Raw genomic sequence first — 25,086 nt, forward strand, 5'->3', positions numbered from 1 at the left:
ACCGGGCTCAGGGCCGGTAGCGCAGCGGGTGGTCGGCGGGGACCTCGGTGAGCACGAGGCGGTGGCCGTCCGGGTCGGCGATCCACATCTCGATCAGGCCCCAGGGCTCCTTCACCGGCGGCCGCAGCACCCTCACGCCGCGCCCGGACAGCTCGTCGTGGGCGGCGGCGCAGTCGGCGACCTGCAGCCAGAGTTGGAGCGTGGCCGTCGGGGGTTCCTCCGAGCGGCCGGACACCTCCAGGAAGCCACCGCCGAGGAAGTAGACCGTCCCGCGCTCCGGTCCGGTACCGAACTCGCGGTAGACGGCGAGGCCCAGGGTCTCGCCGTAGAAGACGCGGGAGGCGTGCGGGTCGCTGGGGCGCAGGAGGACCCTGCTGCTCAGTACGTGCACCATGGCGGGACCTTACGCCAGGTCGGCGCCGTCCTCCCGCCGCGGCGGCTCCGGTAGGGGCGGCCTGCCGCCGGGTGCCTGGTGGTAGTGGATGTTGCCGCCCTGGACCGCGAAGAGCGTGGCGCTGTCGCGGGCGGTGTTGGTCTGCACCCAGACCCGGCGCTCGTCCGGCAGCCCGTCGCGTACGCGCTCGACGAGGCCGCGCAGATCCTCCTCCGCGTCGGGGTGCTCCTCCAGCAGGACGACCAGCCGGCGGCGCCATACGGGGACCAGTTCCTCGCGGACCCGGTCCTCCTCGGCGGGGTCGGCCCGCTCGACGAGCACGGCGTCCTCGTCGAGCTGGGCGGCGACCACGGCTCCCCGGTTCTCGTCGTCCCGCCCGAACAGCCTGACGATCCCGCCCCGCGCGCCCTGCCACGCGTCGGTGGCCATGGCGCCGATCAGCGCGGTGGCCCCGGCACCCGCGAGCGCCATCAGTGGTTCAGCCAGCATCCGTCCCCCTGCCTCTCATGTCGTCGGTCCGGGCGTACGGGGTGAACTCCCCGCCGTGGTCCCGAGGTTAGTGCCCCTGGCCGGCGTCGAGCAGGCGTTCGTGTTCGTCGGCGGTCACCTGCACGCCCGAGGACGGGAGGAGTTGCGGGATGCCGTCGACGACGGGGTACAGGCGGCGGAGGCGGGGATTGTAGAGGGCGCCGTCGGCCGGGAGGAGGGTGAGCGGGCCCTTGTCGAGGGGGCAGACCAGGATCTGCAGCAGGGGGTCATCGGGGTTCATGGCTCGGCCTTCTCGGTTTCTGGGTGGAGGGGATGGAGAGCGCGAGGAGTACGGACACCGCCAGGGACGCCCCCGCCACCAGCAGGAGGCGGCGCAGCGGGTCCCCGGGCAGCGACTCGCCGAACGCGAGGGTGCCGAGGGTGGCGGTGTACAGGCACGAGGTCGTCGTACAGACGGGGACGACCAGGGACGCCCGGCAGCGCTGCAACGCCGTCTGCGACAGGACCAGCCCGCCGGCGCCCGTGATCAGCAGCAGGTACGGGTACGGGGTCGCCGCCAGCGAGAGGGCCGAGTCGAGCGGCGCGTCGGGGGCGAGGCGCGCGGAGATGCCCTTGATGGCCAGCGAACTCACCCCGTAGACCAGGCCGACGGCGACCGCGTACGCGATCCCGGCCGGCGGCGCGGCGTGCCGGCGGCGGGCCGCGCGGCGCTCGGCGGTGGCGTACAGCCAGAAGCCGGCGAGCAGTGAGACACCGCTGAGGGCGAGGACGGACACGGTGGACGCCCTGTCGCCGACCGCGTCCGCGCCCTGGCGCAGGGAGGCGACCACCATCAGCAGCGCGGCCAGGATGCCGGCCGTGGCGTACCGCTCACGTGGTGACAGGCGCTCGCCGAGGACCACGGAGGACAGCAGGAGCAGCAGGACGAGACCGGAGACGAACAGCCCTTGCGCGGCCGCCATCGGCAGGGTCCGGTACACCACGAGCTGGGCGCCGAAACCGGCCGCCAGGGCCAGGGAGCCGCCGATCCACAGCGGGCTGCCGAGCAGCAGCCGCACCAGGCGCAGGGGGCGGCGGACGCTGAGGGACGGGATGCCGGACAGGGCGCGTTTCTCCAGGACGAACCCGGAGCTGTAGAGGACGTTCGCGGACAGTGCGGCCGCCACGCCCCACCACATGGTGTGCGTCACCGGGCGCGCCGGGCGTGGGCCAGCAGGATCGAGGCCGCGCCGGGCACCGCGCAGGCGAGCCGGTCCAGGGGGCGCAGCGCGCGCGGTACGCCGTGGAAGGGGGCTCCGGCGACGCGGACGACCTCGAACCCGGACGCGGTGAGGAACTCCATGAGGGCGCGGGCGGTGTAGAGGCGCAGGTGGCCGACCACCTCCGTGCCGGGGCGGCCGTGGATGGCGCGCAGGCTGACCTCGGAGAACACCGGCTGGACGCCGGCGAGGAGGAGCGCCCGGTTGTACCAGGCGGCCAGGTTGGGGGTGGAGAGCATCAGGTGGCCGCCGGGGGCGAGGACGCGACGCAGTTCGTCGAGTGCGCTGTCCGGGTCGACGAGGTGCTCGACGACCTCGCTGAACAGGACGGCGTCCGCCGCCCCGTCCGCGAACGGCAGTCCTCCGTCGCCGAGTTCGCCGCGCACGACCGTGCCGATGCGGGGTGCCGCCCGGCGCAGGGCGTCCTGTGACCAGTCAACGCCCACGATCCGGTGGCCGGGAAGGAGGGAGGCGGCGACGGCCGCCGCGGTGCCGTCCCCGCAGCCGACGTCCAGGACCGTGGCGCCGGTCCGGCCGCGCAGGGCGTGGCGCAGCATGAGCGCCTGGCGGCGGCTGCGGGCGTCTCCGGAGGCGACGGGGACGGCGGGGTTCTCGTAGAAGTCCCGCAGACTTCCCGGGGGCCGGACGGTGGTCATACGGTCCCGCCGGTCGCGTCGAGGTGCCGGGCGAACAGGTCGCGCAGCCGGGTGCCGTCGTCGGGGCCGAGCAGTGCGGCGGACCAGCGCAGCGCGAGGTGGAGCCGGCCGCCGGTGCTGGCCGTGGTGACCGTCAGCCCGCGCGGCATGCGCGCCGGGGCGGAGAACCAGACGGCCCGGGCTGTGCCGGCCCCTTCGCCGAAGTCGAGGGGGTAGGGAATCCGGCCGATGTTGCTGAGCAGTGTGGTGGACGTCCAGGGGGCCAGGGCGCGGCGGGCGGTGCGCGCCATCACGGAGCGGACGGCCACCGGGACGACGGGCGCGGTGAGTAGGGCGGCGCCCCGGCCGAGCTGGGGGCGGCGCAGGGCCTTGAGGGCTCGGGTGCGGGCGGCGGTCAGGCGGAGCAGGTCCGTTGTGGGGAGGGCCAGTTCGGCGGGGGTGAAGGGCACTTCGACGAGGCGGGTGCCATTGCCGATGGGCATGTCCATTCCGCGGGGCCGGTCGTCCACGGGCATGGTGATCCGCAGCGGGCGGGGTGGCCCGCCGCGCCCGTCGTTCCACTGGGCGATCATCCGGGCGGTGGCCACCATGAGCTGGTCGTTGACGGTGTACGCGGCTCCCTTGGGCCGCTGGGGCACGCCCAGTTCGGCGACCAGCATGCCGTTGGCGTGCCCGGGGCCGGGGGTGCCGCGGGCGACCCTCGCCACCGGGGCGAAGCCGGTGGCGAACCCGGTGCCGCCGGCCTCGGTGCGCAGGCCGCGTGGCGCTCCGCCGGCCGGCGGGCGTACCGGAGGGGCCTGGGGCGCGTTGTCCCGGCCGCCGTAGAGTTCGGCGGCGGTCGCCAGGACCCGGAGGCAGGCGGGGCCGTCGAGCGCCGTGTGGTTGACGGTGAGCAGCAGGACGCGGTCGATGATCTCCAGCCGTACCGGTGGGGACGCGGTGAGGGGTGGCGCCTGGGTCAGCGCCCGCCGCCTCGCGCGTTCCAGCGCCCCGGGGCCGCTGTCGGGTACGGACACGACCTCGGCGCCGGGGTCGGGCCCGTCGGTGAGTTCCCATTCGTACCGGCGGCGGTACCAGGGCCCGGGCGCCTCACGCATCAGGATGCGCGGGTGGCGCCGCAGGGCCTCGGTGAACGCGGTGCGCAGCCGTGCGGCGTCGGGTCGGCCGGGCAGGTGCACCTCGATGTGGACGGTCTCCGGTTCCTGTGGGGTGAGGCAGTGCCGGGTCACCTCGTCGACCGTGGAGAACGGCACCCGGACGAGCGGCTCGCGGCCGGTGCGGCCGCCCTGCCGGGCGGGGTGGTGCAGTGCCGTCATCGGCCGGTCCCTCCTTCTGGGGGCTGTGGTGCGGCACGTCGCCGCCGTGGCAGCGGGGTGGTGTCCGGTGCGGGCTGCTGAACCGCTGGGCTCGCGGCCGTCTCCCGGGTGGGACGGGTGGTCACCACGGCCGCCGCCAGCGCCGTCACGGCGAGGAACTGGGCCACCGGCCCGAACGCCCCTTGGTGCGCCGACGGCAGGACGCCCGCCTCCCACGCGGCGACGATCCCCGCCCCGGCCATCGCGGCCAGTGCCACCGGCACCAGCAGCGAGCGGCGCAGGTGTGCGACGACGGCCAGTACGGGCACGACGAGCGCCGCCCATCCGGCGACCAGCGTGACGATCGCCGTGAGCGCCACCACGCCCAGCACGGCCCCGGGTGCCGGAACCGGCTCCGTCTCCGGGTCGGCGCGCCTGCCGCGCCCGAGGACCAGTACCAGGCCCACCAGCAGCAGGACGCCCACGACGCCGCCGATGAGCCCGGCGACGTACCACCGGGCCGGGGCGAACTCCAGCCGGACGGTGCCGCCTTCGCCCTCCGGGATCAGGAAGCCCTGCTGCCAGCCGTCGATCCGTACCGGGGTCAGCTCCCGCCCGTCGAGGGTGGCGTGCCAGCCGTCGTTGTGGTTCTCGAACATCTGGAGGTACGAGGCCGGGCCGGTGCCCACCTCCACGGTGCGCCGGTCGCCGGACCAGTCGCCGGCGGTCAGCGGGCGCCGGTCCGCCACCGTGGTGGGCGCGGGCGCGCTGCCACGGGTGAGGCTGAGGTCGGTGATGGCGAGGGGACCCGTGTCGCCCGCCTCGACCCGGTGGGTGCCGGCGGCGAGCCGCACGGTGCCGCCGCGTTCGGCGCCGGCGCAGAGGCTGACGTCGACCGGGCGTCGCTCCGTCAGGTCGCGCACCAGGCCGCGGGCGCTGGTCGCGTGCAGGGTGCCGTCGATGGACAGCACCGGCCCCTGGCCGCAGGGCAGTTCGAACGTGGCGTCCCGGTCCGGTCGCGGCACCCGGAACTCCTCCAGGGCCGGGAGGTACACCTCGCTCAGCCCGACGGGCAGTTGCAGCCGGTCGTCGGCGACCGGGTTGTGCAGGGTCAGCGGCGCCGTGCGCGAGATGGTGATGTCGAGCCGGTCGGTGGTGATCGGCTGGAAGCGGGCGAGGCCGTTGTCGTCCACGGACGCGGTCGCCGCGCCGTCCGGTGAGCTGATCTCCACCTGCTGGGCGCGGGTGGACAGGCCCCCGGCCGGGGCGAACACGATCTCCGAGACCGCCCTCTTGCCCGGCCACCGCAGGTGGATCACCGCGCGGTCCCCGGCGATCCAGGCGGTGGTGAGGTCGCCGTCGACGAGGTTGCGCGGGCTGAGGGAGGAGCCGAGCCGGGCCGTCGAGTCGGCGGTGGCGGTGAGCTTGCCGCGCTGTTCGGGCGCCAGCCGGTACAGCAGCTCGTCCAGCTCGTCCCCCGGCACGGGCAGCGCGGTCGCCCGCAGCGTGTACGCGCCGGCGGTGCGGGTCAGGAACTGCCGGTGCAGTCCGGCCTCGGCGGACGCCGGTGACAGGCCGCCGGGGTCGCTGCCCCGGTGCAGGGAGTAGACCTCCTCGGGCGCGCCGTCCTCGCCCGAGGCGTCCTCGGGGAGCGCCAGCAGCCGGGTGACCGTGACGCCGGGGATGTCGACCGACGTGAAGCCCGCCCCGATCAGCCCGGGCCGGCCCTGCTGGGCACCCTCGATGGTGATCTTCAGGGAGCCGGTCTCCCCCGCCGGTACCCGCACGGTCTGCGGCGTGCCGTCCGGCCGGAGGGGGCTGACCTCGCTGCCCCGGTCGGTCTCGACGCGTACGGAGGTGGCCGCCGCGCGCAGCCCGCCGGAGGGCAGCGGGGTCAGCCGGACGGAGCCGGGCAGGGTCAGTTGCCGCTCGAAGTCGATCCGCAGCCACTGTCCGACCGGGGACTCGGCGCTGCCCTCGGTCCAGGCGGTGTCGGGGTTGCCGTCGAACGCGTTCACCGGGTCGTACTGCGGGAGGTGGAACAGCCAGTTGCCGCTGCTCGACGCGGTGACCGACGCCGCGCCGCGCAGCACGGCCGTCGTCTGGTGGCGGACGTCGTCGCGGGGCAGGATCTGGCGGGGCGGGCGGCCGGGGTCCTGCGCGCTGCCGGACGGGTTCCGCTCGGTCGCCGTATAGGTGTACGAGGTGTTGGTGTTGACGAGCCCGAACCGGGTGTCGGCGCGCCGCAGTCCGTCCGCCACGGCCCGTACGGGCGGGGTGCCCAGTCCCGGGGTCGCGTCACCGGCGAGCACGGCGGGCCGGTCGCGCGTCCGGGGGTCGGCGGACAGCCGCAGCAGGGCCTCCGGGCCGCCGCTGACGACGGCCGTGTCCGCGACGGGCTTGAGGGCGGCCTGTCCCGGCCGCTCGGTGGACCCGGGCGGCTCGTAGATCTCCACGGCCTGCTGGCGGGGGTAGAGCCCTTCGATCTGGACGGGGGTGTCGTCGGGGATCCGCCCGCCGGTGAGGACCGGTCCGAATCCGGTCACGCGCCGGTACCCGGAGGATTCGAGGGTGCGCTTGACGGTCTGGGGCGGGACGTAGCCGATCTGGTCGGGGTCGAGGTCGTTGCGTACGACGACGTAGTGGAGCCCGGCCCTGCTCAGGTAGTCGCTCAGGCCCGGCACTTCGCCGCCGGACAGCAGGGCCTGCTCCACGGCGTCGAGCGCCCGCCGGTTGCCGGGCGTGCCGAACGGTACGTAGTCGCGCTGCGCCCAGGGCGAGTCGGCGAGGACGTCCAGGGGCTGGTCGATGGTGGTGCCCCAGGTGTGGATTCCGTGGGCGGTCGCGGGGACGACGAGGGCGCGGGTGGTGGGCGACTTCTCCTTCAGCCAGCCGGCCGCTCGCTCCCAGTGGGTGGGCAGCTCCCGGAAGGCGCCCGGCTGGAGGATGCCGCCGTTGACGTACGGCAGGACCAGGCCGGGCAGGACGAGTGCGGCCGCGACGAGGGGGACGTACGGCCGCAGCCGTGGCCTGCCGACGGCCGCGGTGAGGTGGGCGAGCCCGAGCGCGAGGGCGAGCGCCAGGCCGGGCTGGAACTTGTAGATGTTCCGGAACGGTACGAGCCAGCCGTTCAGCCAGTCCTGCACGGTGCCGTGGAAGAGGCCGCCGAGCGGCCCGCCGTACCCGGCCAGGGTCACCAGGGCGACCGACAGGACCACGAGCAGCAGCCAGCGCCGTTCCGGTATGTCACGGCGGGCGAGGCCCGCGAGCCCGAGCGCGGCGGCGAACGCCGAGCCGAGCACCGTGAGGACCGAGGTCGCCACCGTCCAGCCGGCGGGCAGCCACGCCTCGCCGAAGTGCAGGTACGCCACCCAGTTGCCCGCCCCGCGCAGGAGTTCGGTGGCGGACATGGTGGCCGTGGTGGTCTCGGACTGCTCGACGTACGGCAGGAAGTTCTCGCCGTGCAGGCCCAGCAGGAGCAGCGGGACCACCCACCAGGCGGTGGCGAGCAGGACACCGGGGATCCACCAGGTGAGCAGCGTCCGGCGCCGTGGGCCGGCGGGCCGGCTGAGCAGGTACAGGCCGACGGGCAGGAGGGAGGCGAGCGTCGACGCCGCGTTCACCCCGCCCATGAAGGGGATCAGCAGCGCGGAGCGCAGGGCCGCCGCCCTGGCGGGGGTGCGGGGGTCGGTGAGCGGCAGGAGCACCCAGGGCAGCATCGCGCCGGGCAGCGCGGCGGCGGACGTGGAGCCGATGACGACGGTGAAGACCGGCCACAGCGCGTATCCCACGGCGGCGAGCAGCCGGGTGCGGGCGGTGCCGACGTCCAGTCGTTCGGCGAGCCGCAGCGCGCCCCAGAAGGCGGCCGTCACGATGATCGACAGCCACAGCCGTTCGGCGAGCCACACCGGTAGCCGCACCAGGTCCGTCAGCGCGTAGAACGGCAGCATCGGGAAGGCGTAGCCGACGTACTGGTCGAAGATCCCGCCGAACCCGGCGCGGCTGTGCCACAGTTCGCCGAGGTCGCTGAGGAAGCGTACGGGGTCGAGGGCGACGCCGAGCTTGGTGTCGAACGTCATCCGGCCCGGCGCGGCGGCCAGCAGGGCCAGCAGGGCGGTTGCCCAAAAGCCCCACAGCCAGCGTCGTGACCGGGGCCCGCCGGCCGGTTCGGGGCCGGGCGGCGCTCCGGGCGCCGGTGTGCGGGGAGGTGCCGGGATCGTGGTGGTCATGGGCACCGCCGGAGGATGAGGAGGAGGTTCCAGGTGGCGAACTCGCGCAGTAACGGCACTCTGGTGATCAGGCCGGGCAGGAACGGCCAGTAGCGTGCGCGGGCGGACACCACGGTCACGTCGTCACGGGCCCTGACCTGGCGCAGCGTCGCGCCGACGTGGACGGGGAAGAGGTTCTTGCCGAGGACGTGCTTCGCCGGCCGCCCGGTGCGCCGCTCGTAGCGGCGGCGCGCCCGGTCGGCGCCCAGGTAGTGCCAGGGCGCCCATTCGTGACCGCCCCAGGGCGAGAGCCAGTTGGTGAAGGACACGTAGATCAGTCCGCCGGGGCGCGTGACGCGGATCAGCTCGCTGAGGAAGGTCCGCGGGTCCTCCACGTGCTCCAGCACGTTGGAGCAGAAGCAGATGTCGGCCGCGCCGTCGGCCAGCGGCAGCAGGTACCCGTCGGCGACGACGGCGCCTTCGGGCGGCCGGGACGCCGTCAGCTCGGCCAGGTCGGGTTCGAAGAGGTAGCCGTGGGCGCCACGTCTGCGGAACTCCTCGGTGAAGTGGCCGCCTCCGCCGCCCACGTCGACGACGACCCGCCCGGCGAGCGGCTCGTACCGCTCCACCTGGTTCGCCGCGTCGCGGGCGAGCAGTTCGTAGAAGCCCCGCGGGTCGGACGGTTCGCGCAGAAAGCCGCGGAAGAGGGCCACGGAGCGGCGGAGGGAGGGGTCCTTGAGGGGCGCGGGGGGCTTGGGCGGGGAGGGGGCGTTCATCGGCTCATCCCCGGCGCGGTGCGGTGGAGGCGGTGGAGATGACCGGTCCGGTCGGGGCCGTCGGGGCGACCGGGGGCGGTGCCGTCTGCGGCAGGCCGCCGGGGGGCGTCTGCGGCGGGCCGCCGGGCGCGGAGACGTCGCCGTGGCCGTGGCCGCCGGTGGCGGGCGCTGCGGCGCGGTCGCGGGCGGTCGTGGTGGGCGGCTTGGCGCCGTCGTGCGGGGTGGCGGGGGGCTGGGCTCCGTCGCGGGCGGCGGCGGGCGGCTTGGCGCCGTCGCGGGCGGCGGTCCGGTGGCGGGCGACCGCCTCCAGCGCGACGGACCTGAAGCGGCGCACGGTCGTGGCCCACCGGTAGCGCTCGGCGCGTACGGCCGCGGCCCTGCCCATGGCCGCGCGCCGATCGTGGTCCAGTGCCAGCGCGCACCAGGCCGCCGCGAAGGCGCTCTCGCCGCGCACCAGTTCCCCGGTGACGCCGTCGTCGACGGAGTCCCGCAGACCCGGTACGTCGAAGCCGAGCGACGGTGTGCCGCGGGTCGCCGCCTCGGTGACGACGAGGCCCCAGCCCTCGACGGCGGAGGGGTGCAGCAGCAGCCAGGAGGCGCACAGCAGCCGGTGCTTGTCCTCGTCCGACACCCGGCCGGTGAAGACGACGCCGGGGCCGGCGAGGGCTTCGAGCCGCCGGCGCTCGGGACCGTCGCCGACGATCACCAACTCGCCCCCGGTGACCGGCCGTACGCGTTCCCACAGCCGCAGCAGCAGGTCGATGCGCTTGTACTCGACCAGGCGGCCGACCGCCAGGAACAGCGGCTGCGACGAGCGCGGCATCCGGTGCCCGGGGGCCTCCACCCCGTTGTGCACGACGCGGATGCGGGCGGGGTCGACGCCCAGCGCGCCGAGCGCCGACGCGGTCGACTCCGACACGGCGACCAGCAGGTTGTCGCGCTGGGCACCGGACAGCGCCCAGCGTTCCAGCCGCCGTCCGATGCCGGCGGCGGGACGGGGGTAGCGCATGCCCCACAGCTCGGTGTGCACGTGGTTGACCAGGCAGAGGGTGGGTCCCCGGTGCCAGAGCGGGGCCAGGTAGGGCAGGCCGTTGCACACCTCGACCAGCAGGTCGCAGTCGCCCACCTGGCGGGTGAACGCGCTGGGCGCCCGGAGGAAGTGGCCGAGGTCGCCACCCGCCGAGACGACCCGGTAGTCGCGGTACGCGGCCGGGCCCCCGCACAGCAGGGTGACCTCGTGGCCCAGGGCCGTCAGGCCCTCCGCGAGCCGGTCGACGAGGAGTTCCGAGCCGCCCGCGGCGGGGTTGCCGAGGTCGCGGCGGGAGAGGAAGACGATACGGCGAGGGGGGCGGACAGCGCCCTGGGGCGACCACGCGCCGCGGGGAACGGCGGTGGTCAGCGTGGGGGGTACGTGCTGGGGCATACGAGCTCCAACTCGTTCGGGTCGGGAACCGGATGACGGTGCTCCGGGCCGGAGAGCGGTCACCGGCGCCGGTGGGGGGATGGAGCAGGTCATGGAACGCCCGGGATGACGGATGTGGTGGTGCGGTGGGTTGGTCAGTGTTCGCCAAGCCCGGCGGTGCGGCTACTCACCGGGATGACAAATTTCACCCCGCCCGCACATGACAGTTCGTCACATTGCGCGCACTTCACCGGAGCCGTGCCCGGCCCGGCCGCGCACGCGGCCTCCCCGGACGAGCAGCACCGTGCCCGCCGCCGCCAGCAGGGTGCCGAGGACGGCCGCGCCCAGCGGCACGGTCTCCCCCAGCAGCCGAAGCTTCCGGTTGTCCGCGGAGGCCAGCGCCACCTGCGTCCGCTGGGTGGCCGGGGTGAACTCCATGCGCCGGCTGTCCAGCAGCACCACGGCGTCCTTGGTGGACCCGGGCGCCCGCAGCACCTTCCGCGGCCCGATCGCCGCGTTCAGGATCCGCCCGGTCCGCCGGTCGACGACGAGTTCGATGCCGTGGTTGGCGTACCACTCCTCGGCGAGCACCTGCGGCCGGCCCGGCTGCCCGACGAGCCGGCCGGGGACCAGCCGGGTACCCGTCTTCGCCGGTTCGACGCGGCCGGTGAAGCGGTAGCCCTCGTACCCATGGACCTTCTGCGTCCCATCGAAGCGGAGGGTCACGGTGGAGCCGAGCGTGCCGTCCCACCAGCGGTAGGACCGCCTCTCCACATCGAAGGGGAACTTCAAGTAGGCCTCGCCATCGAATGTCGGGGTCTCCTCGCAGCAGTGCACCGGTTCGTTGGTGCGCCGGTCGGTGACCCAGCGCTCCAGGGTCCACTGGAGCGAGTCGTGCGTGGCGGCGGCGGGCAGCGTGTCGTCGGTGTCCACCGAGGTGGAGACGTCCCAGACGGCCCGGCCGCTGCGGACGCTGTCGGCCACGTCGCCGCGTACCTGGCGGGTGATGGTCAGCGGGGTGCCGGTCACGGTCGCGATCCGGCGGGTGTCGAAGTAACTGCCCGTACCGGTGAAGACGGTGACGGTGTCGACGTCGATGGGATTCACCTTGGCGCGCGGCTGGACGTACCAGACCAGTAACGGCGCCAGGACCAGCAGGAACACGCCGGTCCCGAGCAGGATCAGCGACAGGGGGGAAGCGGTGCGACGCATTGCGGACACTCCGTGGGGGCCTGGGCGGGGTTGCGCGGCGTGTACGTGCACTCCGTATGGGACTCCGAGTGGGACTCCGTATGGGCCGGGAACCGTAGGGGTCCCCTTGACGGACTGTCAATGCACTGGTGCGATGGGTTCGTCGCCGTCCGGGGTGACGGACTCGTGGTGGGGTCCCAGCGTCAGAAAGGCTGACCCGACCATGCCCAGACTGCTCGCCGCCGCCCTGACCGTGGCGGTCGCCGCGGCTCTCGCCGTGGGCGCGGCCCTCGCCGTCGTGGCCCTGCTCAACACCACCCCGGAACAGCCCAATGTGCCACTGATCAGCCATGAGACGGCTCTGCCCCGGGGGTGAGGCGAGTTGACCGGAGTGGACACGCGGGCACCGGCCGCCGAGCGGTCGGCCTGGGCGGACCTGCCGCGCCGGCAGGTGCGCGAGTTCGCCGACCGCGCCATGGCGGAAGTGCCCGCGCTGGCGCAGGAGATCCTGGACACGATCTGCCGTGAGCATCCCCGGATGCCGCTGCTCGTGGACGAGTCCGGCGAGCTGGTCGCCCTGGTGGGCATCCGGCGGGCCCTGGAGGAGTTCCTCCAGCACCTGGTGCGCGGTTCCGGCAGCCCGCAGCTCCATCTGGAGGTCTTCCAGGACTTCGGGCGCGGGGAGGGCCAGCAGGGCCGCACCCTCGACTCCCTCCAAGCCGTCTACCGGCTCGGGGTGCGTCTCGCCTGGCGACGGCTGGCGGAAATCGGCCATGAGGCCCAAATTCCGCCCCCCGCGATGTACGACCTCGCCGAGGCGGGCTTCGCCTTCCTCGACGGCCTGGTGGACCAGACGGTACGTGGCTACGCCGAGGCGGCCGCCCGGCAGGCGGGCGAACGGCTGCGGTTGCAGCGCAAACTGACGCAGGCGCTGCTCGGTGAGCGCCGCAGCGAGCGGTCCCGGCCGCTGGAGGAGTACGCCGCCCACGCGGCCCGGATCGGCTGGACGCTGCCCCAGCGGGTGGCCGTGGGGGTGCTGCTTCGCCCGGCCCGGGAGTGCGTGGCACCGGCCGTGGGGCCGGAGGTGCTGCTCGACATGGAGAGCGAACAGCCGCTGCTCTTCGTGCCGGACCCGGCGGTGCCCGGCCGCCGCGAGCAGTTGCACCGGGCGCTGCGGGGGTGGACGGGGGCGATCGGCCCGGCCGTCCCGCTGGCGGACGCGGCGGCCTCGCTGCGCTGGGCGACGGAGGCGATGGGCCTCATCGAGCGCGGCCTGCTGCCGTCGGGCGAGCTCCTGCACTGCACGGAACACATCGACGCGCTCGTCCTGCTGCCGCCCGAGGAGCTGATCGAGGCGCTGGCCGACCGGTGCCTCGCCCCGCTCGCCGACCGCGGCCCCACCCAGCGCCGCCGCCTCGCCGAGACGCTGCTGGCATGGCTGGAGACCCGGGGCGGCGCCCCGGAGGTCGCCGCGCGGCTCGGGGTGCACCCGCAGACGGTGCGGTACCGGATGCGGCAGATCAAGGCCCTGTGGGGCGACGAGGTGGAGGACCCGGACCGCCGCTTCGAACTGGAACTGGCCCTCCGCGCGCTGCGATTACAAGGTCGGATCGCTCTGCCCGGCCGGTGAGCGCCCCACCGTTCCGCGCCGGCGTGGCCCGGTCCACCGGGCCGTCGCGTGGCCGGCCGCCCCGGCATGACCGGTGACCAACGGCACGGCGCCGAAGCGCACCGCACGGCGGTCCCGGCTGCGACCGACCGGGGACCGACCGGCCCTCCGCGGGCCGGGTCCGGCGCCGTGCCGGCGCCGGCGCCCGTCAGGTCTGGCGCAGCGGCTCGTACGCCTCGGCCGCCAGGCCGAACGTCCAGGCCACGCCCTCCCTCGCGGTCCGTGTTGCCGGGGGCACGCGAAGCCAGTAGGTGCGGCTGGTGCCGTCCGGTTCCGGTGTGGAGTTGACCACCTCCACCATCGCCACGTCCTCGTCGTCCGGCAACGGTATCCGCCACAGCACGCCCGTCTCGTCCCGGTGCACCGGCTCCGCCCCCGACTCGCCGAGGTAGCGGTCGTAGCCGAAGTGCTCCAGCATCACGCGGCGCAGCTCGGCGTTCTCCTCCTCGCGGATCCGCTCCGGCGTCAGCGCGGCGAGCTCCGCCAGGAAGTCGCCCGGCACCGGCATGCCGCGCCAGGCGTGGAGCGCGAAGCCGTCCGGGAAGGCGAGGGCCGGGCCGTCCGCCCGGTCGAGGCGGCCCGCCTCGTCCCGGTGCAGTTCCACCGGACGCTCGCAGATCACCGCCAGGTGTTCGTAGGGCCACCACCATCCGGCCGTGCGGGCCACCGCGGCCGGGCCGTCCAGCGCCGAGCCCTCGCCCGGGTCGAACGCGCAGAGCCAGGCGGCGTCGTGCTGCCCCAGGACGGCGTCGAGGAGCAGCAGCCGGACCGCGGCCTCCTCGTCGCGTCCGTCGGCCAGCTCCTCGACGATGCCCGCCCGGATCCGTGCCGACAGCGCCTGTGTGGTCTCCCACAGCCTGGCGCCCGTCAGGGCCCAGCGCCGCCCCCACCCCTGGGGGCCCAGCCGCTCGTGCAGCCTGCCGCGCTCGGCCGCCCACGGTCTGCTGCGCACCTCCTCCCGCACACTGCGCCCCCGTGCCCCGGGCGCCGTCCCGCCGTCGCCCGAACGCAACAGCCGCACCGCTTCCCTGGGCGACGCCGCCCACACGATCCGCTCCGGCTCCGCCAGCCCGGCACCGCGGTAGGCCAGGCGCACTCCCGCCTCGGCCTCCGCCCGCCGCGCGGGCTCCGTGGCCGTCGCGACGGCCCGCCAGAACTCCGTGTCCCCACTCCGGTCCGTCATCGCGTCCCCTCCCCTGCTTCCCTGCTCGTGTCCTCGATTGCCCGCACTGCCGTCGCTCGACATGCCGTTGTCCGACAACGCCCTTGCCCGCACTGCCGTCGCCCGGCGGTCAGTCCGCGACGAGCCGTACCGCTCCCGGCACGTACTCGCGCTGCCGCACCACCCGGAACCAGCCCTTCGGCAGCGGGATGGGGGCGTGCTCCTCGTGCACCACGCGTCCACCGTCCGGCAGGTGAAGCAGCATCGGGCCGAACACACCGGGCTCGCGCACCAGCCGGCCGGGGCCGATCACGGCGTGCGCGTGTCCGGTCACCTCGCCGAGCGCCAGGACCATCCGGCCCCGGCCGTCGCGCGGTTCGCCCGGCGCGTCCACGGCATGCGGCGGCACCGCCGATTCCGCGAGCGGCACGATCAGCACGTCTCCCTGTCGGTACATACGTGTCCCCTCCTCCGTCGGCGCACGGTGCGCCGAGCTGTCTCCGACGGTAGGGGCGGGGTCTGACAACGCCCCCGGTGCGGCGCCGGGCGCCGCCCCGGCAGGGGTGTTGTCAGTGCCGCTTGCTACAACTTGCAGCACATCGGACTGCGACGGGCGAGGAGCGGCAGAGGCATGAGCTACGCGGAACACCTACGGGAGTCGTACGGACTACCCGTGTTCGACTTCCCTCTGCGCGAGGACGACGACGGCACGGTGGAGCTCCCGGCGGCCGACGCCGTCGCCTGGCGCGTCTCCACCGAGGTCTATGACAGCGAGGAGGGCTGGCCGGAGGCGTTCGCCCGGTTCTGCGCCGCCGTCGACACCACGCGGGTCCGCGCCCTCGTGACCGGCGCCTGTGAGGAGGCGTACGACGACGAAGGCGGCGTCAAGCCGGCGATCGACACCCTGGTCGACGCCCGAACGAAGTTCCCCGCCCTGCGTGCCCTGTTCATAGGCGACATGGAGTCGGAGGAGTGCGAGATCTCCTGGATCCACCAGGACGATGTCACGCGGCTCCTGGAGGCCTTCCCCGAACTGGAGGAGTTCGGGGCGCGCGGCGGTACCGGGCTGGTCTTCCGGGCCGTCACCCACCGGCGGCTGCGCTCGCTCACGCTGGAGACCGGTGGCATGCCGGCTCACGTGGTGCGCGGGGTCGCCGCCAGCGACCTGCCCGCCCTGGAACGCCTCGACCTGTGGCTCGGCACGGACGGCTACGGGGGCGACAGCGAGATCTCCGACGTGGCGCCCATCCTGGACGGCGCCCGGCTGCCGAGCCTCCGCCACCTGGGCCTGCGCAACTGCGACTACCAGGACGAGATCGCGGCCGCCGTGGCCTCCGCGCCGGTGGTCGCCCGGCTGGAGTCCCTCGACCTGTCCATGGGCGTCCTCACCGAGGAGGGCGGGACCGCGCTGCTGGAGGGCCAGCCCCTCACTCACCTCAAGAGCCTCGACCTGCACCACAACTACTTGGGCGCGCCGATGAGGGAGCGCTTCCAGGAGACCCTGGGAAGCGCCGGCGTGACGCTCGACCTCGACCGCGGCCACGCCGACGAGGACGAGTGGGACGGCCGTGTCTGGCGCTACGTGGCCGTCGGCGAGTAGCGGACGACGCCCATGACTCAGCCACCCCCGGCCCGGTTCGCGGTCGTCGGCAATCCGGAGAACCGCCGCGTGGGCCTGTTCGCCGACGCCGTGCGGGCCGCCGGGCTGCCCGCTCCCCGCGTCGTGCCCTGGACGGCCGTGCTGCGCGACGGCGGCGCGGTGTTCGCCGCCGACGAGGTCGTACGGCTCGACTCGCCCGGGGAGAACGCCGAGGTCGACCGGCTCCTGCGGGACGTGGACGATCCGACCCGGGTCGAGGGCGGTGCCCGTTGGTACGCGCGGTTCACCGCCGCCGTCGGGACGCTGCGCGGTGGCGTCCGGCTGGACGATGCCGCCGAGGTGGCCGTCCTGTTCGACAAGCGGCGCTGCCACCGGGTCCTGCTCGACGCGGGCGTGCCGGTCCCCGAGTCGCCCACGTCGGGCGCCGGTACGCCGGTTCGCGGCTGGGACGACGTACGGGCCCTGATGGCCGCGCACGGCATGCGGCGCGTGTTCGTCAAGCCCGCGCACGGTTCGTCCGCGTCCGGGATCGTGGCCCTGGAGACGGGCGCGCCGGGCCGGTTGCGGGCCACCACGTCCGTGGAGGCCGTGGACGGCCGGCTCCACAACTCGCTGCGCGTGCGCCGGGTCAGCGACGAGCGGGAGGTCGCCGCGCTGGTCGACGCCCTGGCGCCGGACGGGCTGCACATCGAGCGGTGGTGGCCGAAGGCGAGCCTGGGCGGGGGCCGCCGGGCGGACCTGCGGATCGTCGTCGTCGACGGCCGGGCCACCCACGCCGTCGTCCGTACCAGCCACGCGCCGATGACCAACCTCCACCTCGGCGGGGCGCGCGGGGACCTCGCCGCCGCGACCGAGGCCATGGGCGGGCGCTGGGCGGCTGCCCTGGACGTCTGCGAACGGGCGGCGGCCTGCTTCCCCGGCACCCTGTGCGTCGGGGTCGACCTCCTCCCCTCCACCGGCTGGCGGCGGTTCGCCGTCGCCGAGGTCAACGCCTTCGGCGACCTGCTGCCGGGTCTCACCGGCCTGCCGGGCAGCGGCGCCGAGGGCCTCGACACCTATGCCACCCAGGTCGCCGCCGTACTGCGGCGGCGTTCACCGCACACCGCACCACCCCTGAGGAACCACCGTGCAACCGCTTGAGGCCGGCACCGCCCGGCTCCCCGCCCCGACCGCGGGCCCCTCCCCGGCCCCGGGCTCCGCCCCTGCCCCCGACATGAACCAGGTCGTCGGCCGTGACGACCTGCTGCTCGTCACCCTCGACACCCTCCGGTACGACGTGGCCGCCGACCTGGCCGCCGCCGGGCGCATCCCGCACCTGGCCCGCCATCTCCCCGGCGGCGCCTGGGAGAAGCGGCACGCGCCGGGCAGTTTCACCTACGCCTCCCACCAGGCGATGTTCGCCGGGTTCCTCCCGACGCCCGCCGGCCCCGGCCCGCACGCCCGGCTGTTCGCCGCGCGCTTCGCGGGCAGCGAGACCACCGCCGGGGACACGTACGTCTTCGACACACCCGACCTGGTCTCGGCGCTCGCGGCCGAGGGCTACCGGACGGTGTGCGTCGGCGGCGTCGGGTTCTTCAACAAGCGGGGCGCGCTGGGCGACGTCCTGCCGGGGATGTTCCAGGAGAGCCACTGGGAGCCCGCGTTCGGCGTGGCGTCGCCCACGTCCTTCGAGGCACAGGTGGAGCGGGCCGAGCAGGTGGTCGCCGCGCTGCCGGCCGAGCGCCGGCTGTTCCTCTTCCTCAACGCGTCCGCGCTGCACCAGCCCAACTGGTTCCACCTGCCCGGCGCCACCCGTGAGGACGGGGACAGCCCGGCCAGCCACGCCGCCGCGCTGGAGTACATCGACCGTCACATCGGCCGGCTCTTCGCCGCGATGAGTTCCCGGCGCCGCTGCTTCGCCATCGTCTGCTCCGACCACGGCACCACCTACGGCGACGACGGCTACACCGGTCACCGCCTCGCCCACGAGGCCGTGTGGACGGTTCCGTACGCCCACTTCTTCCTGGAGCCGTCCGCATGACCAGCACCAGCCCCCGCCCGTACGGCAGTTACGTCTACGCCTACCCCCACAAGACCGCCTACCGCCCGCTGCCCGGCGGGCCCGCGCTGCGGGACCTGTGGCGGGGCGAACGCAAGGACGCCCTCTCGCTCTACCTGCACATACCGTTCTGCGAGGTCCGCTGCGGCTTCTGCAACCTCTTCACCCGGATCGGCGCCCCCGACGGGCTCACCGGCCGGTACCTGGACGCGCTGGACCGGCAGGCCACCGCCGTCCGCGACGCCCTCGGCGACACCCCGACCAAGGCCACGGGCCCGGTGCGCTTCGCCAACGCCGCCTTCGGGGGCGGCACCCCGACGTTCCTGACCGCCGACGAGCTGGAGCGGCTCTGCGACATCGCCGAGAAACGCATGGGCGCCGACCTGCGCGCCATCCCGCTCTCCGTCGAGACCTCACCCGCAACGGCCACCGCCGACCGGCTCGCCGTCCTCGCCGAGCGCGGCACGACCCGGCTCAGCATCGGTGTGCAGAGCTTCGTCGACGAGGAGGCGCGGGCGGCGGTGCGCCCGCAGCGGCGCGCGGACGTGGAAGCCGCCCTCACCAGAATCCGGGACACCACCGTCCCCGTCCTCAACATCGACCTGATCTACGGCATCGACGGCCAGACCCCCGCCACCTGGCGCGCCTCCCTGGACGCCGCGCTCGCCTGGCGGCCGGAGGAGCTGTACCTCTACCCGCTGTACGTGCGCCCCCTGACCGGTCTGGCCCGGCGGACCGCCCACACCGACCGGGAGTGGGACGAGCAGCGGCTGGACCTCTACCGGCGGGGGCGCGACCACCTGCTCGCCCAGGGCTACGAGCAGGTGTCGATGCGCATGTTCCGGCGCGCCGGCGCGCCCGCCCAGGGACCGGACGACCACGCCTGCCAGACGGACGGCATGATCGGCCTGGGCTGCGGCGCCCGCTCCTACACCTCCACCCTCCACTACTCCTTCGACTACGCGGTCGACATGGGCGAGATACGGGCCATCATCGACGACTACACCGGCACCGAGGACTTCGGCCGGGCGGTGCACGGCCGCTTCATGGACGGGGACGAGGCACGCCGCCGGCACCTCCTGCAATCCCTGCTCCAGGCGCGGGGCATGCCGGTGGGCGACTACCGTTCCCGGTTCGGGTCGGACCCGTACGACGACTTCGGCGCCGAGCTCGCCGCGTTCACCGGCCGGGGCTGGCTCGACGACACCGTGCCGGGGCTGCTGCGGCTGTCCCCGGAGGGGCTCGCCCATTCCGACGCGCTGGGCCCGGAGCTGTTCTCACCCGCCGTCAGGGCCGCGATGGCCTCGTACGAACCGAAGTAGGCGCCCACCGTGGACCTGACGCTCCTCTACCGGGGCCCCCTCGCCTCGTGCGACTACGACTGCCCCTACTGTCCCTTCGCCAAGCGGCGCGACAGCCCCGGCCGGCTCCGGGCCGACCGGGCGGCGCTGGAACGCTTCACGGGCTGGGCCACGGCACAGACCGGCGACCGCCTCTCGGTGCTGTTCACGCCCTGGGGCGAAGGGCTCGTGCGCTCCTGGTACCGGCGGGCCCTGGTGGAGCTGTCGCACACCCCGCACGTCGACCGGGTCGCGATCCAGACCAACCTGAGCTGCCGCACCGACTGGCTGGCCGACGCCGACCGGGACACCGTGGCGCTGTGGTGCACGTACCATCCGGGCCAGACGCCGTACGACCGCTTCCTGGCCAAGACGCGGGACCTCGCGGAGCGTGGCGTCCGTTTCAGTGTCGGCGTCGTCGGCCTGCCCGCCCATCTGGCGGACGCCCGGCGGCTGCGCGCCGCGCTGCCGGGGCACGTCTACCTGTGGGTGAACGCCGCCGAGGGCCACACGTACGCCGACGAGGAGGCGGAGACCTGGACGGCGCTCGACCCGCTCTTCCCGTACAGCCGGCATCCGCACCGGTCGGCCGGACTGCCCTGCCGGACGGGCGAGTCGGTCCTGTCGGTCGACGGTGACGGCACGGTCCGCCGCTGCCATTTCGTCCGCGCCGAGCTGGGCAACCTCTACGACGGCTCGTACCGCGCCGCTCTCGCGCCGCGCCCCTGTCCGCTGGCCCGCTGCGACTGCCACATCGGCTACGTCCACCTGGAGACCCTGCCCCTGTACGACGTGTTCGCGGGCGGAGTCCTCGAACGTGTCCCCGCGCACCTGCCCCCGCCGGTTCACCCGGGACGCCGCTGACCTGCGGCGTGCACGTACGCGGCCTTGATGCCGGCCCAGCGGGCCGCCTGCTCCTCGGTGAGCGTGCCGCGCAGTTCGGCGAGCTTGAGCAGGTCGGCCTCGGCCCCGGCGGTGAGGGTCCGCGCCTCGGCCGTGTAGTGGTCGTCGATCAGGGCGGCCACCTCGGCCTCGTCCATCACGGGGGACACCCGGGCGGCGATCCTGTTCATGGTGCGGTACGAGCCCTGGAGCCGGAAGGGCGGCTCGGTGCGCGTGGTGTCGCTCCGGGCGGCGGACGCGATGTACGCCGCGTTGACGGCGAGGACGGTTGCGCGGACGGTGAGCAGGTGGCGCAGCACCGCGAGGACGCGGTCGAGTTCGGCCGGCGGGCAGGGGTGGGTGAGCCGGTCGGGGCGGGCCTCCGGGTCGCCCGCGGCGAGCCGGAGCAGGACGTCGAGGTCGGCGCGGTCGCGTGCGGCGAGGGGTGCGAGGTCGGGGTGGGAGGTGAGGGCGTTCTCGATGAAGCTGAGCGCGAAGGCGTCCTCCTTGCCGGTCAGGACGTCGCCGAGGTTCCACACGTCGGCACGGTTGGCCAGCATGTCGGGGATGCGGAAGCGCTGCCCGGATTCCGTGTAGGGGTTTCCCGCCATGCAGACCGCGAAGCGCTTGCCGCGCAGGTCGTGGCCGTTCAGGGAGCGGGTGGCGTCGCACAGCGGGATGAACCTCTGGAGGAGTTCGGGAGAGGTGTGCTGGATGTCGTCCAGGTACAGCATGACGTTGTTGCCGGCCGACAGCGCGAAGTCGATCTTCTCCAGCTCCTTGCGGGCGGTGGCGTCCGGGGCCTGCGCCGGGTCGAGGGAGGTGACGGTGTGGCCGAGGGCCGGGCCGTCGACCTTCACCAGGAGCAGGCCGAGGCGGTCGGCGACGTACTCGACGAGGGTCGTCTTGCCGTAGCCGGGCGGGGAGAGCAGGAGCAGCAGTCCGCTGTGGTCGGTCCGCTTGTCGTCCCCGGCGGCGCCGAGCTGCTTGGCGAGGTTGTCGCCGATGAGCGGCAGGTACACCTCGTCGACGAGGCGGCCGCGTACGAAGGAGGCCATGACGCGCGGCCGGTACTCGTCGAGCCGCAGGCGGCGGCGTTCGGCGGCGACCAGGGCGGTCCGGTGCCGCTGGTAGGCGCGGAAGCCCGGCACGGCGTGGCGGGCGAAGTCGCCGGTGCGGGCCAGGAACTCGTCGAGTCTGAGCGGCAGGCTGCCCCGCTCGATCCTGGGGTGACTGCCGAGCAGGCCGTCGACGGTGGCCGTCAGGGGCCCCTCGGCGTCGTGCCGTTCGAGGTCCGGGCACACCTCGATCGCCACGGCTTCGGCGAGGTCACCGGCGTCGACGTGGTCGCCGGAGGCGGCGGCGTACGGCACGAGCCAGCCCTCCACCAGCCGCCGTGCGGCCGCGGTGTCCCCGGCGCCGAGCCGGTCGCGTACGTCGTCGGCGTACGGCGAGGAGCCCACTGAGCGGTGGAACTTCTCCAGCAGGGTGCGGGCCGCCGGGCCGGCCACGAAGGACTCGCCGGTCGCCAGCTCCTCGACGAGGTACTCGGCCGCGGCGGCCGTCGGTGCTCCGGCGTCGGCGAGCACGCGGTGCAGCGCGTCGAGCCCGGGTGCCGTACCGAAGGTGTCGCGCGCGCGTACCAGGGACGCGGCCTCCCGGGCCCATGCCCGCCGTTGCCCGGGTGTGGTCCCGTGGGCCCAGAAGAGCTGGGCGGCGGCGCGGTCGGCGGACGGGTACCGTGCCAGGCCCGCCCGCCTGCGCAGGCGCAGCAGTACGGCGAGGACGGCCGCCGCGTCGTGGTCGTGGACGCCCCGCTCGTACCCCTCGTCGTACGCGGCTTCGGCGGCCCGCCGGGCCAGCTCGGGCAGGTCCGCCTCCGCCGGCTCCTCGGCGCCGTGTTCGGCCAGGAGCCTGGCGGCGAGGTATTCCGCCCGGTAGACGTCGGCGTTCTCGGAGGGCACGAGCCGGTCCCAGTGGTCGCGGGTGTCCGCGAAGTGCGGGTCGGTGACCGGGCGCCGGTAGTCCGTGCCGGTCAGCGCGAGTGCCATCCCGCCGTCCGCGTGCGGTACGAGCGTGAGCTCCGGTGCCTGGGTGTTGACGGCGAAGCGGTGCGCGCCGAGCCGGATGGTGCCGCCGCCGTCCGCGTACAGCTCGGTGCGGTCCCGCAGCGCGCGGGCGGCCTCCTGGCGCGCGGCCTTCAGCCGGCCCTCCAGTTCCCCGGCCCGTACCGGGTCGCCGAGTTCGCGCAGTTCGCCGGCGGTGCGGCGGACCTTGACGGCCATCGGGTCGGAGGCGAAGCAGGTGGTGACCGCGTCGAGGCTGTCCAGGCCTGCCGCCCGCCGGGCGATCGTCTCCAGGGCTCGGGCGGCCGACTCGGCAAGGCGTTCGGCGCGCCGGGCCCGGGCGTCCTGGAGGGCCTGTTTGCGGGCCGAGAAGGCATCGTGGACCTCGCCGCGCCGGTCGGTGATCCGGCCGAGGAAGTCGTCGTGGCCGGCGAACCGGGACTCCAGGGTGTCCAGCCGGACCAGCAGGGGCGCGAGTCGCGCGTCGCAGGCTTCCGGGGTGTCCGCCGCCGCGAGTGCGCCGGTGACCGCCTGGCCGAGGAGGGCGAACTCGGCCGCGAACTCGGCGCGCCCCTCCTGGTCGAGGAGTTCGCGGCGGCGGGCGGCGAGGGTCGCCCGGGCGCGGTTGAGCCCGCCCATGACCTCGGCGATCCGCTCCAGGATCTCGGTGCGTACGGTGGCGTCGGCGATGTCGAGGCCGGTGACGACCTCGGTGAGGGTCTGGAGGCCGGAGAGGTGCTCGTCCAGCCGCTCGGTGAGGGGCGCCGCCTCGGCGGCCGTGGTGATCGCCCCGGCGTCGGCGGTGAGCCGCTCGATGTCCGTGTGGTGGCCGGTGAAGGCGTCTTCGCGCCGGAGGAAGTCCACGGCCCGACGCGCGGTGGCGGCGATGTGGCCCGCGGCCTCCTCGGCGAGCGCGTCGACGGCCTCCGTGTCCGCGTACCGCGTCTCCTTCAGGGTGAGCAGACGCCCCTGTGCCCGGCGCAGTCCGGTGATGCGTTCGATCCATTCGGCGGCGGTGGCCGGGGCCTCTGCGCGCACGCGCCGGACCAGGCGCTGGAGCTCCTCGGCCGCCTCCGTGAGCGCCTCTTGCGCCTGCCGGGTCAGGGACCGTACGGACGCGAACTCCTCCAGCGCCTGTTCGGCGGTGGCCCTCAGCTCCCGCAGTGGGGTGCGCAGGTCGCCGGTGTCCGCGTCGCCGAGCCAGTGGAAGCGGTCGGCGGTGCGGGTGCAGGCGGTGACCAGTGCCTGGTACCACTCACCGGTGGCGGTGGTCCCGGTGGCCTGGCGGGCGATGGCGAGGCAGTCGGAGATGCCGCGCACCAGGTCGGCGTTGCCGATCCGGGCGAGGGGCCCGTCGGCCACGGGGACGGTGTGGGTGTCGGAGACGTACGGCGTCCGCCACACCTGCACCGGGTGGACCCGTGCCGGCTCACCGGACTCCGGCCGCAGCAGGACGAGGGTGCCGTCGTCGAGGAGGGCGTGGCCGTGACAGGTCAGCGGGGTGGCCGCCTCCTTGCGGATGAGGTGGTACGGGAGGAGGAGGGTGTGCCCCCCGGTCCGGGCGCGGAACACGAACAGCACGTCCTCGCCGTTGGGCGAGCGGACGGCGCGCTCGAACTCCAGCCCCTCGGTGTCCGCCGTGTCGAAGGTCTTCACCGCGCCGGTCGCGAGGCAGTAGCCGCCGGGGAAGACGATGCCCTGGTCGTCCGGCAGCCGGCGGCACGCCTGTCCGATGCCGTCGAGCCGGACGACGGACCGGGTGAGCGTGTTGAGGACCAGATGGCGCGGGGTGTCCTCTTTGTACGGCCGGACACGCAGGAGGACCAGCGGGCCGACCACCGCGTACGCCACCTCGGCGTCGGCGAGCGACTGGAGCGGCTCGTCGACCGGCTCGCTGTGGACGCCGTCGGCGGATTCCGTGTCGTTCTCGGTCTTCACGGTCAGCGTGCCGCCGGCCGTGGAGACGAAGGCGGTTCCGTCGGCGACGGCGATGTGCGGGTGCCGTCCCAGCACGTGGTCGTCCCGGGTCGTCACGGTCCAGGGGAAGTCGTACGGGGCGGGGAAGACGTGGTCGCGCTCGCCCCGCGCGTCCAGGAACCGCACTTCGCCGGAGGGGGCGAGGGACCAGCGAAGGACGCGGATGTCCTCGGCCTGCTCCCCGGTGCGGAACACCGCGAGCAGCCTGTCGTCGACCGTGCGGAGGCGGAGGAGCCGCGCACCCTGGAAGTAGCGGTGCAGGGCGGCGTGTTCGCGTAGGAAGGCGGGGTCGTCGAGCAGGCCGGGCACCGCGTCGTCCGGGAGCCGGTTCAGGTCGCGGTCGTAGAGGGCGAAGACGTGCGGGTCCGGGGCCTCGTGGCCGACCAGCAGCGCGTCGCCGACGGCGACGACGTCGCGGGGTACGGCGTGGTGCTCCGTGTGGACGCGCTCGGTGCCGAGGAGGGCGAGGTCCGTGGAGCCGAAGGCCGCGACACGGGCGGTGTTGAGGGCCTCGGCCCGCCGGGCCAGTTCGCCGGCCTGCGCGCCGAGGCGGTCGCGCAGCACCTCGTACGTACCGGCGTCCATCCCCGTGGTGTCCATGGGTCCCGCTCCCTCGTGCGTGTGATCGGTATTCCTCCGGAGCTGCCGCCCCCCGCGCGGCAGCTCCGGAAACTGTGGAACC

19 protein-coding genes and 1 pseudogene are annotated in these 25,086 nt (G+C 74.6%); 7 read left to right on the forward strand and 13 right to left on the reverse strand.

Annotated elements, in window-relative coordinates; all coding sequences use genetic code 11:
• Nucleotides 1–7: 7 nt before the first annotated feature.
• The 10 genes and pseudogenes from ACZ46W_RS00360 to pgfA form a co-directional block, all read right to left on the reverse strand.
• Nucleotides 8–394: a VOC family protein gene (locus ACZ46W_RS00360; protein ID WP_468328947.1), complete on the reverse strand. Its 387-nt coding sequence runs from the start codon at nucleotides 392–394 to the stop codon at nucleotides 8–10.
• 9 nt (nucleotides 395–403) lie between these two features.
• Nucleotides 404–883: a hypothetical protein gene (locus ACZ46W_RS00365; protein WP_468328950.1), complete on the reverse strand. Its 480-nt coding sequence runs from the start codon at nucleotides 881–883 to the stop codon at nucleotides 404–406.
• Between the two features lie 67 nt (nucleotides 884–950).
• Nucleotides 951–1,163 (reverse strand): Trm112 family protein, encoded by a 213-nt coding sequence (locus tag ACZ46W_RS00370; protein ID WP_468328953.1) that lies wholly within the window; start codon nucleotides 1,161–1,163, stop codon nucleotides 951–953.
• Nucleotides 1,150–2,061, reverse strand: coding sequence for a hypothetical protein (locus tag ACZ46W_RS00375; protein WP_468332313.1), 912 nt, complete (start codon nucleotides 2,059–2,061; stop codon nucleotides 1,150–1,152). The genes ACZ46W_RS00370 and ACZ46W_RS00375 overlap by 14 nt, the downstream gene beginning before the upstream one ends.
• A gap of 8 nt (nucleotides 2,062–2,069) precedes the next feature.
• A complete protein-coding gene (locus tag ACZ46W_RS00380; protein WP_468328956.1) occupies nucleotides 2,070–2,798 on the reverse strand; it encodes a class I SAM-dependent methyltransferase in 729 nt (242 codons plus the stop codon).
• On the reverse strand, nucleotides 2,795–4,114 hold the full coding sequence (locus ACZ46W_RS00385) for a condensation protein (protein WP_468328959.1): 1,320 nt from the start codon (nucleotides 4,112–4,114) through the stop codon (nucleotides 2,795–2,797). Before ACZ46W_RS00385 ends, ACZ46W_RS00380 begins: the two co-directional genes overlap by 4 nt.
• A complete protein-coding gene (locus ACZ46W_RS00390; RefSeq protein ID WP_468328962.1) occupies nucleotides 4,111–8,322 on the reverse strand; it encodes an alpha-(1->3)-arabinofuranosyltransferase domain-containing protein in 4,212 nt (1,403 codons plus the stop codon). Before ACZ46W_RS00390 ends, ACZ46W_RS00385 begins: the two co-directional genes overlap by 4 nt.
• Nucleotides 8,319–9,077 carry a class I SAM-dependent methyltransferase gene (locus tag ACZ46W_RS00395; RefSeq protein WP_468328965.1) on the reverse strand — a complete coding sequence of 253 codons (759 nt, stop codon included), beginning with the start codon at nucleotides 9,075–9,077 and terminating at the stop codon, nucleotides 8,319–8,321. Before ACZ46W_RS00395 ends, ACZ46W_RS00390 begins: the two co-directional genes overlap by 4 nt.
• Nucleotides 9,078–9,369: 292 nt before the next feature.
• Nucleotides 9,370–10,500 (reverse strand): annotated as a pseudogene (locus tag ACZ46W_RS00400) (glycosyltransferase family 4 protein); the annotation flags it as partial.
• A 210-nt stretch (nucleotides 10,501–10,710) separates the two neighbouring features.
• Nucleotides 10,711–11,691, reverse strand: coding sequence for a cell envelope lipid trafficking protein PgfA (pgfA, locus tag ACZ46W_RS00405; protein ID WP_468328968.1), 981 nt, complete (start codon nucleotides 11,689–11,691; stop codon nucleotides 10,711–10,713).
• A gap of 202 nt (nucleotides 11,692–11,893) precedes the next feature.
• On the opposite strand from pgfA, the gene ACZ46W_RS00410 reads away from it, so the two are divergent.
• Nucleotides 11,894–12,046 (forward strand): hypothetical protein, encoded by a 153-nt coding sequence (locus ACZ46W_RS00410; protein WP_366125888.1) that lies wholly within the window; start codon nucleotides 11,894–11,896, stop codon nucleotides 12,044–12,046.
• A gap of 6 nt (nucleotides 12,047–12,052) precedes the next feature.
• The gene (locus tag ACZ46W_RS00415) at nucleotides 12,053–13,300 is read left to right on the forward strand and encodes a PucR family transcriptional regulator (protein ID WP_468328971.1); all 1,248 of its coding nucleotides are present in this window, start codon (nucleotides 12,053–12,055) and stop codon (nucleotides 13,298–13,300) included.
• Between the two features lie 187 nt (nucleotides 13,301–13,487).
• Here the strand turns inward: ACZ46W_RS00415 and ACZ46W_RS00420 are convergent, their stop codons facing one another.
• On the reverse strand, nucleotides 13,488–14,522 hold the full coding sequence (locus ACZ46W_RS00420) for a DUF6745 domain-containing protein (RefSeq protein ID WP_468328974.1): 1,035 nt from the start codon (nucleotides 14,520–14,522) through the stop codon (nucleotides 13,488–13,490).
• Nucleotides 14,523–14,631: 109 nt separating this feature from the next.
• Nucleotides 14,632–14,958 carry a hypothetical protein gene (locus tag ACZ46W_RS00425; RefSeq protein ID WP_468328977.1) on the reverse strand — a complete coding sequence of 109 codons (327 nt, stop codon included), beginning with the start codon at nucleotides 14,956–14,958 and terminating at the stop codon, nucleotides 14,632–14,634.
• A 174-nt stretch (nucleotides 14,959–15,132) separates the two neighbouring features.
• Here ACZ46W_RS00425 and ACZ46W_RS00430 point away from each other — a divergent pair, with 174 nt between their 5' ends.
• From ACZ46W_RS00430 to ACZ46W_RS00450, 5 genes are all read left to right on the forward strand, one after another.
• Nucleotides 15,133–16,101 (forward strand): STM4015 family protein, encoded by a 969-nt coding sequence (locus ACZ46W_RS00430; RefSeq protein ID WP_468328980.1) that lies wholly within the window; start codon nucleotides 15,133–15,135, stop codon nucleotides 16,099–16,101.
• A gap of 12 nt (nucleotides 16,102–16,113) precedes the next feature.
• A complete protein-coding gene (locus ACZ46W_RS00435; protein WP_468328983.1) occupies nucleotides 16,114–17,241 on the forward strand; it encodes an STM4014 family protein in 1,128 nt (375 codons plus the stop codon).
• A gap of 73 nt (nucleotides 17,242–17,314) precedes the next feature.
• The gene (locus ACZ46W_RS00440) at nucleotides 17,315–18,121 is read left to right on the forward strand and encodes an STM4013/SEN3800 family hydrolase (RefSeq protein ID WP_468332316.1); all 807 of its coding nucleotides are present in this window, start codon (nucleotides 17,315–17,317) and stop codon (nucleotides 18,119–18,121) included.
• Nucleotides 18,118–19,461: an STM4012 family radical SAM protein gene (locus ACZ46W_RS00445; RefSeq protein WP_468328986.1), complete on the forward strand. Its 1,344-nt coding sequence runs from the start codon at nucleotides 18,118–18,120 to the stop codon at nucleotides 19,459–19,461. Before ACZ46W_RS00440 ends, ACZ46W_RS00445 begins: the two co-directional genes overlap by 4 nt.
• 9 nt (nucleotides 19,462–19,470) lie before the next feature.
• Nucleotides 19,471–20,343, forward strand: a complete 873-nt coding sequence (locus ACZ46W_RS00450) for an STM4011 family radical SAM protein (RefSeq protein ID WP_468328988.1) — start codon at nucleotides 19,471–19,473, stop codon at nucleotides 20,341–20,343.
• Here the strand turns inward: ACZ46W_RS00450 and ACZ46W_RS00455 are convergent.
• A complete protein-coding gene (locus tag ACZ46W_RS00455; protein ID WP_468328990.1) occupies nucleotides 20,325–25,004 on the reverse strand; it encodes a DNA repair ATPase in 4,680 nt (1,559 codons plus the stop codon). The two genes, ACZ46W_RS00450 and ACZ46W_RS00455, sit on opposite strands and share 19 nt — an antisense overlap.
• Nucleotides 25,005–25,086 lie beyond the last annotated feature (82 nt).

The sequence above is a fragment of the Streptomyces sp. NPDC031064 genome (assembly GCF_055570965.1).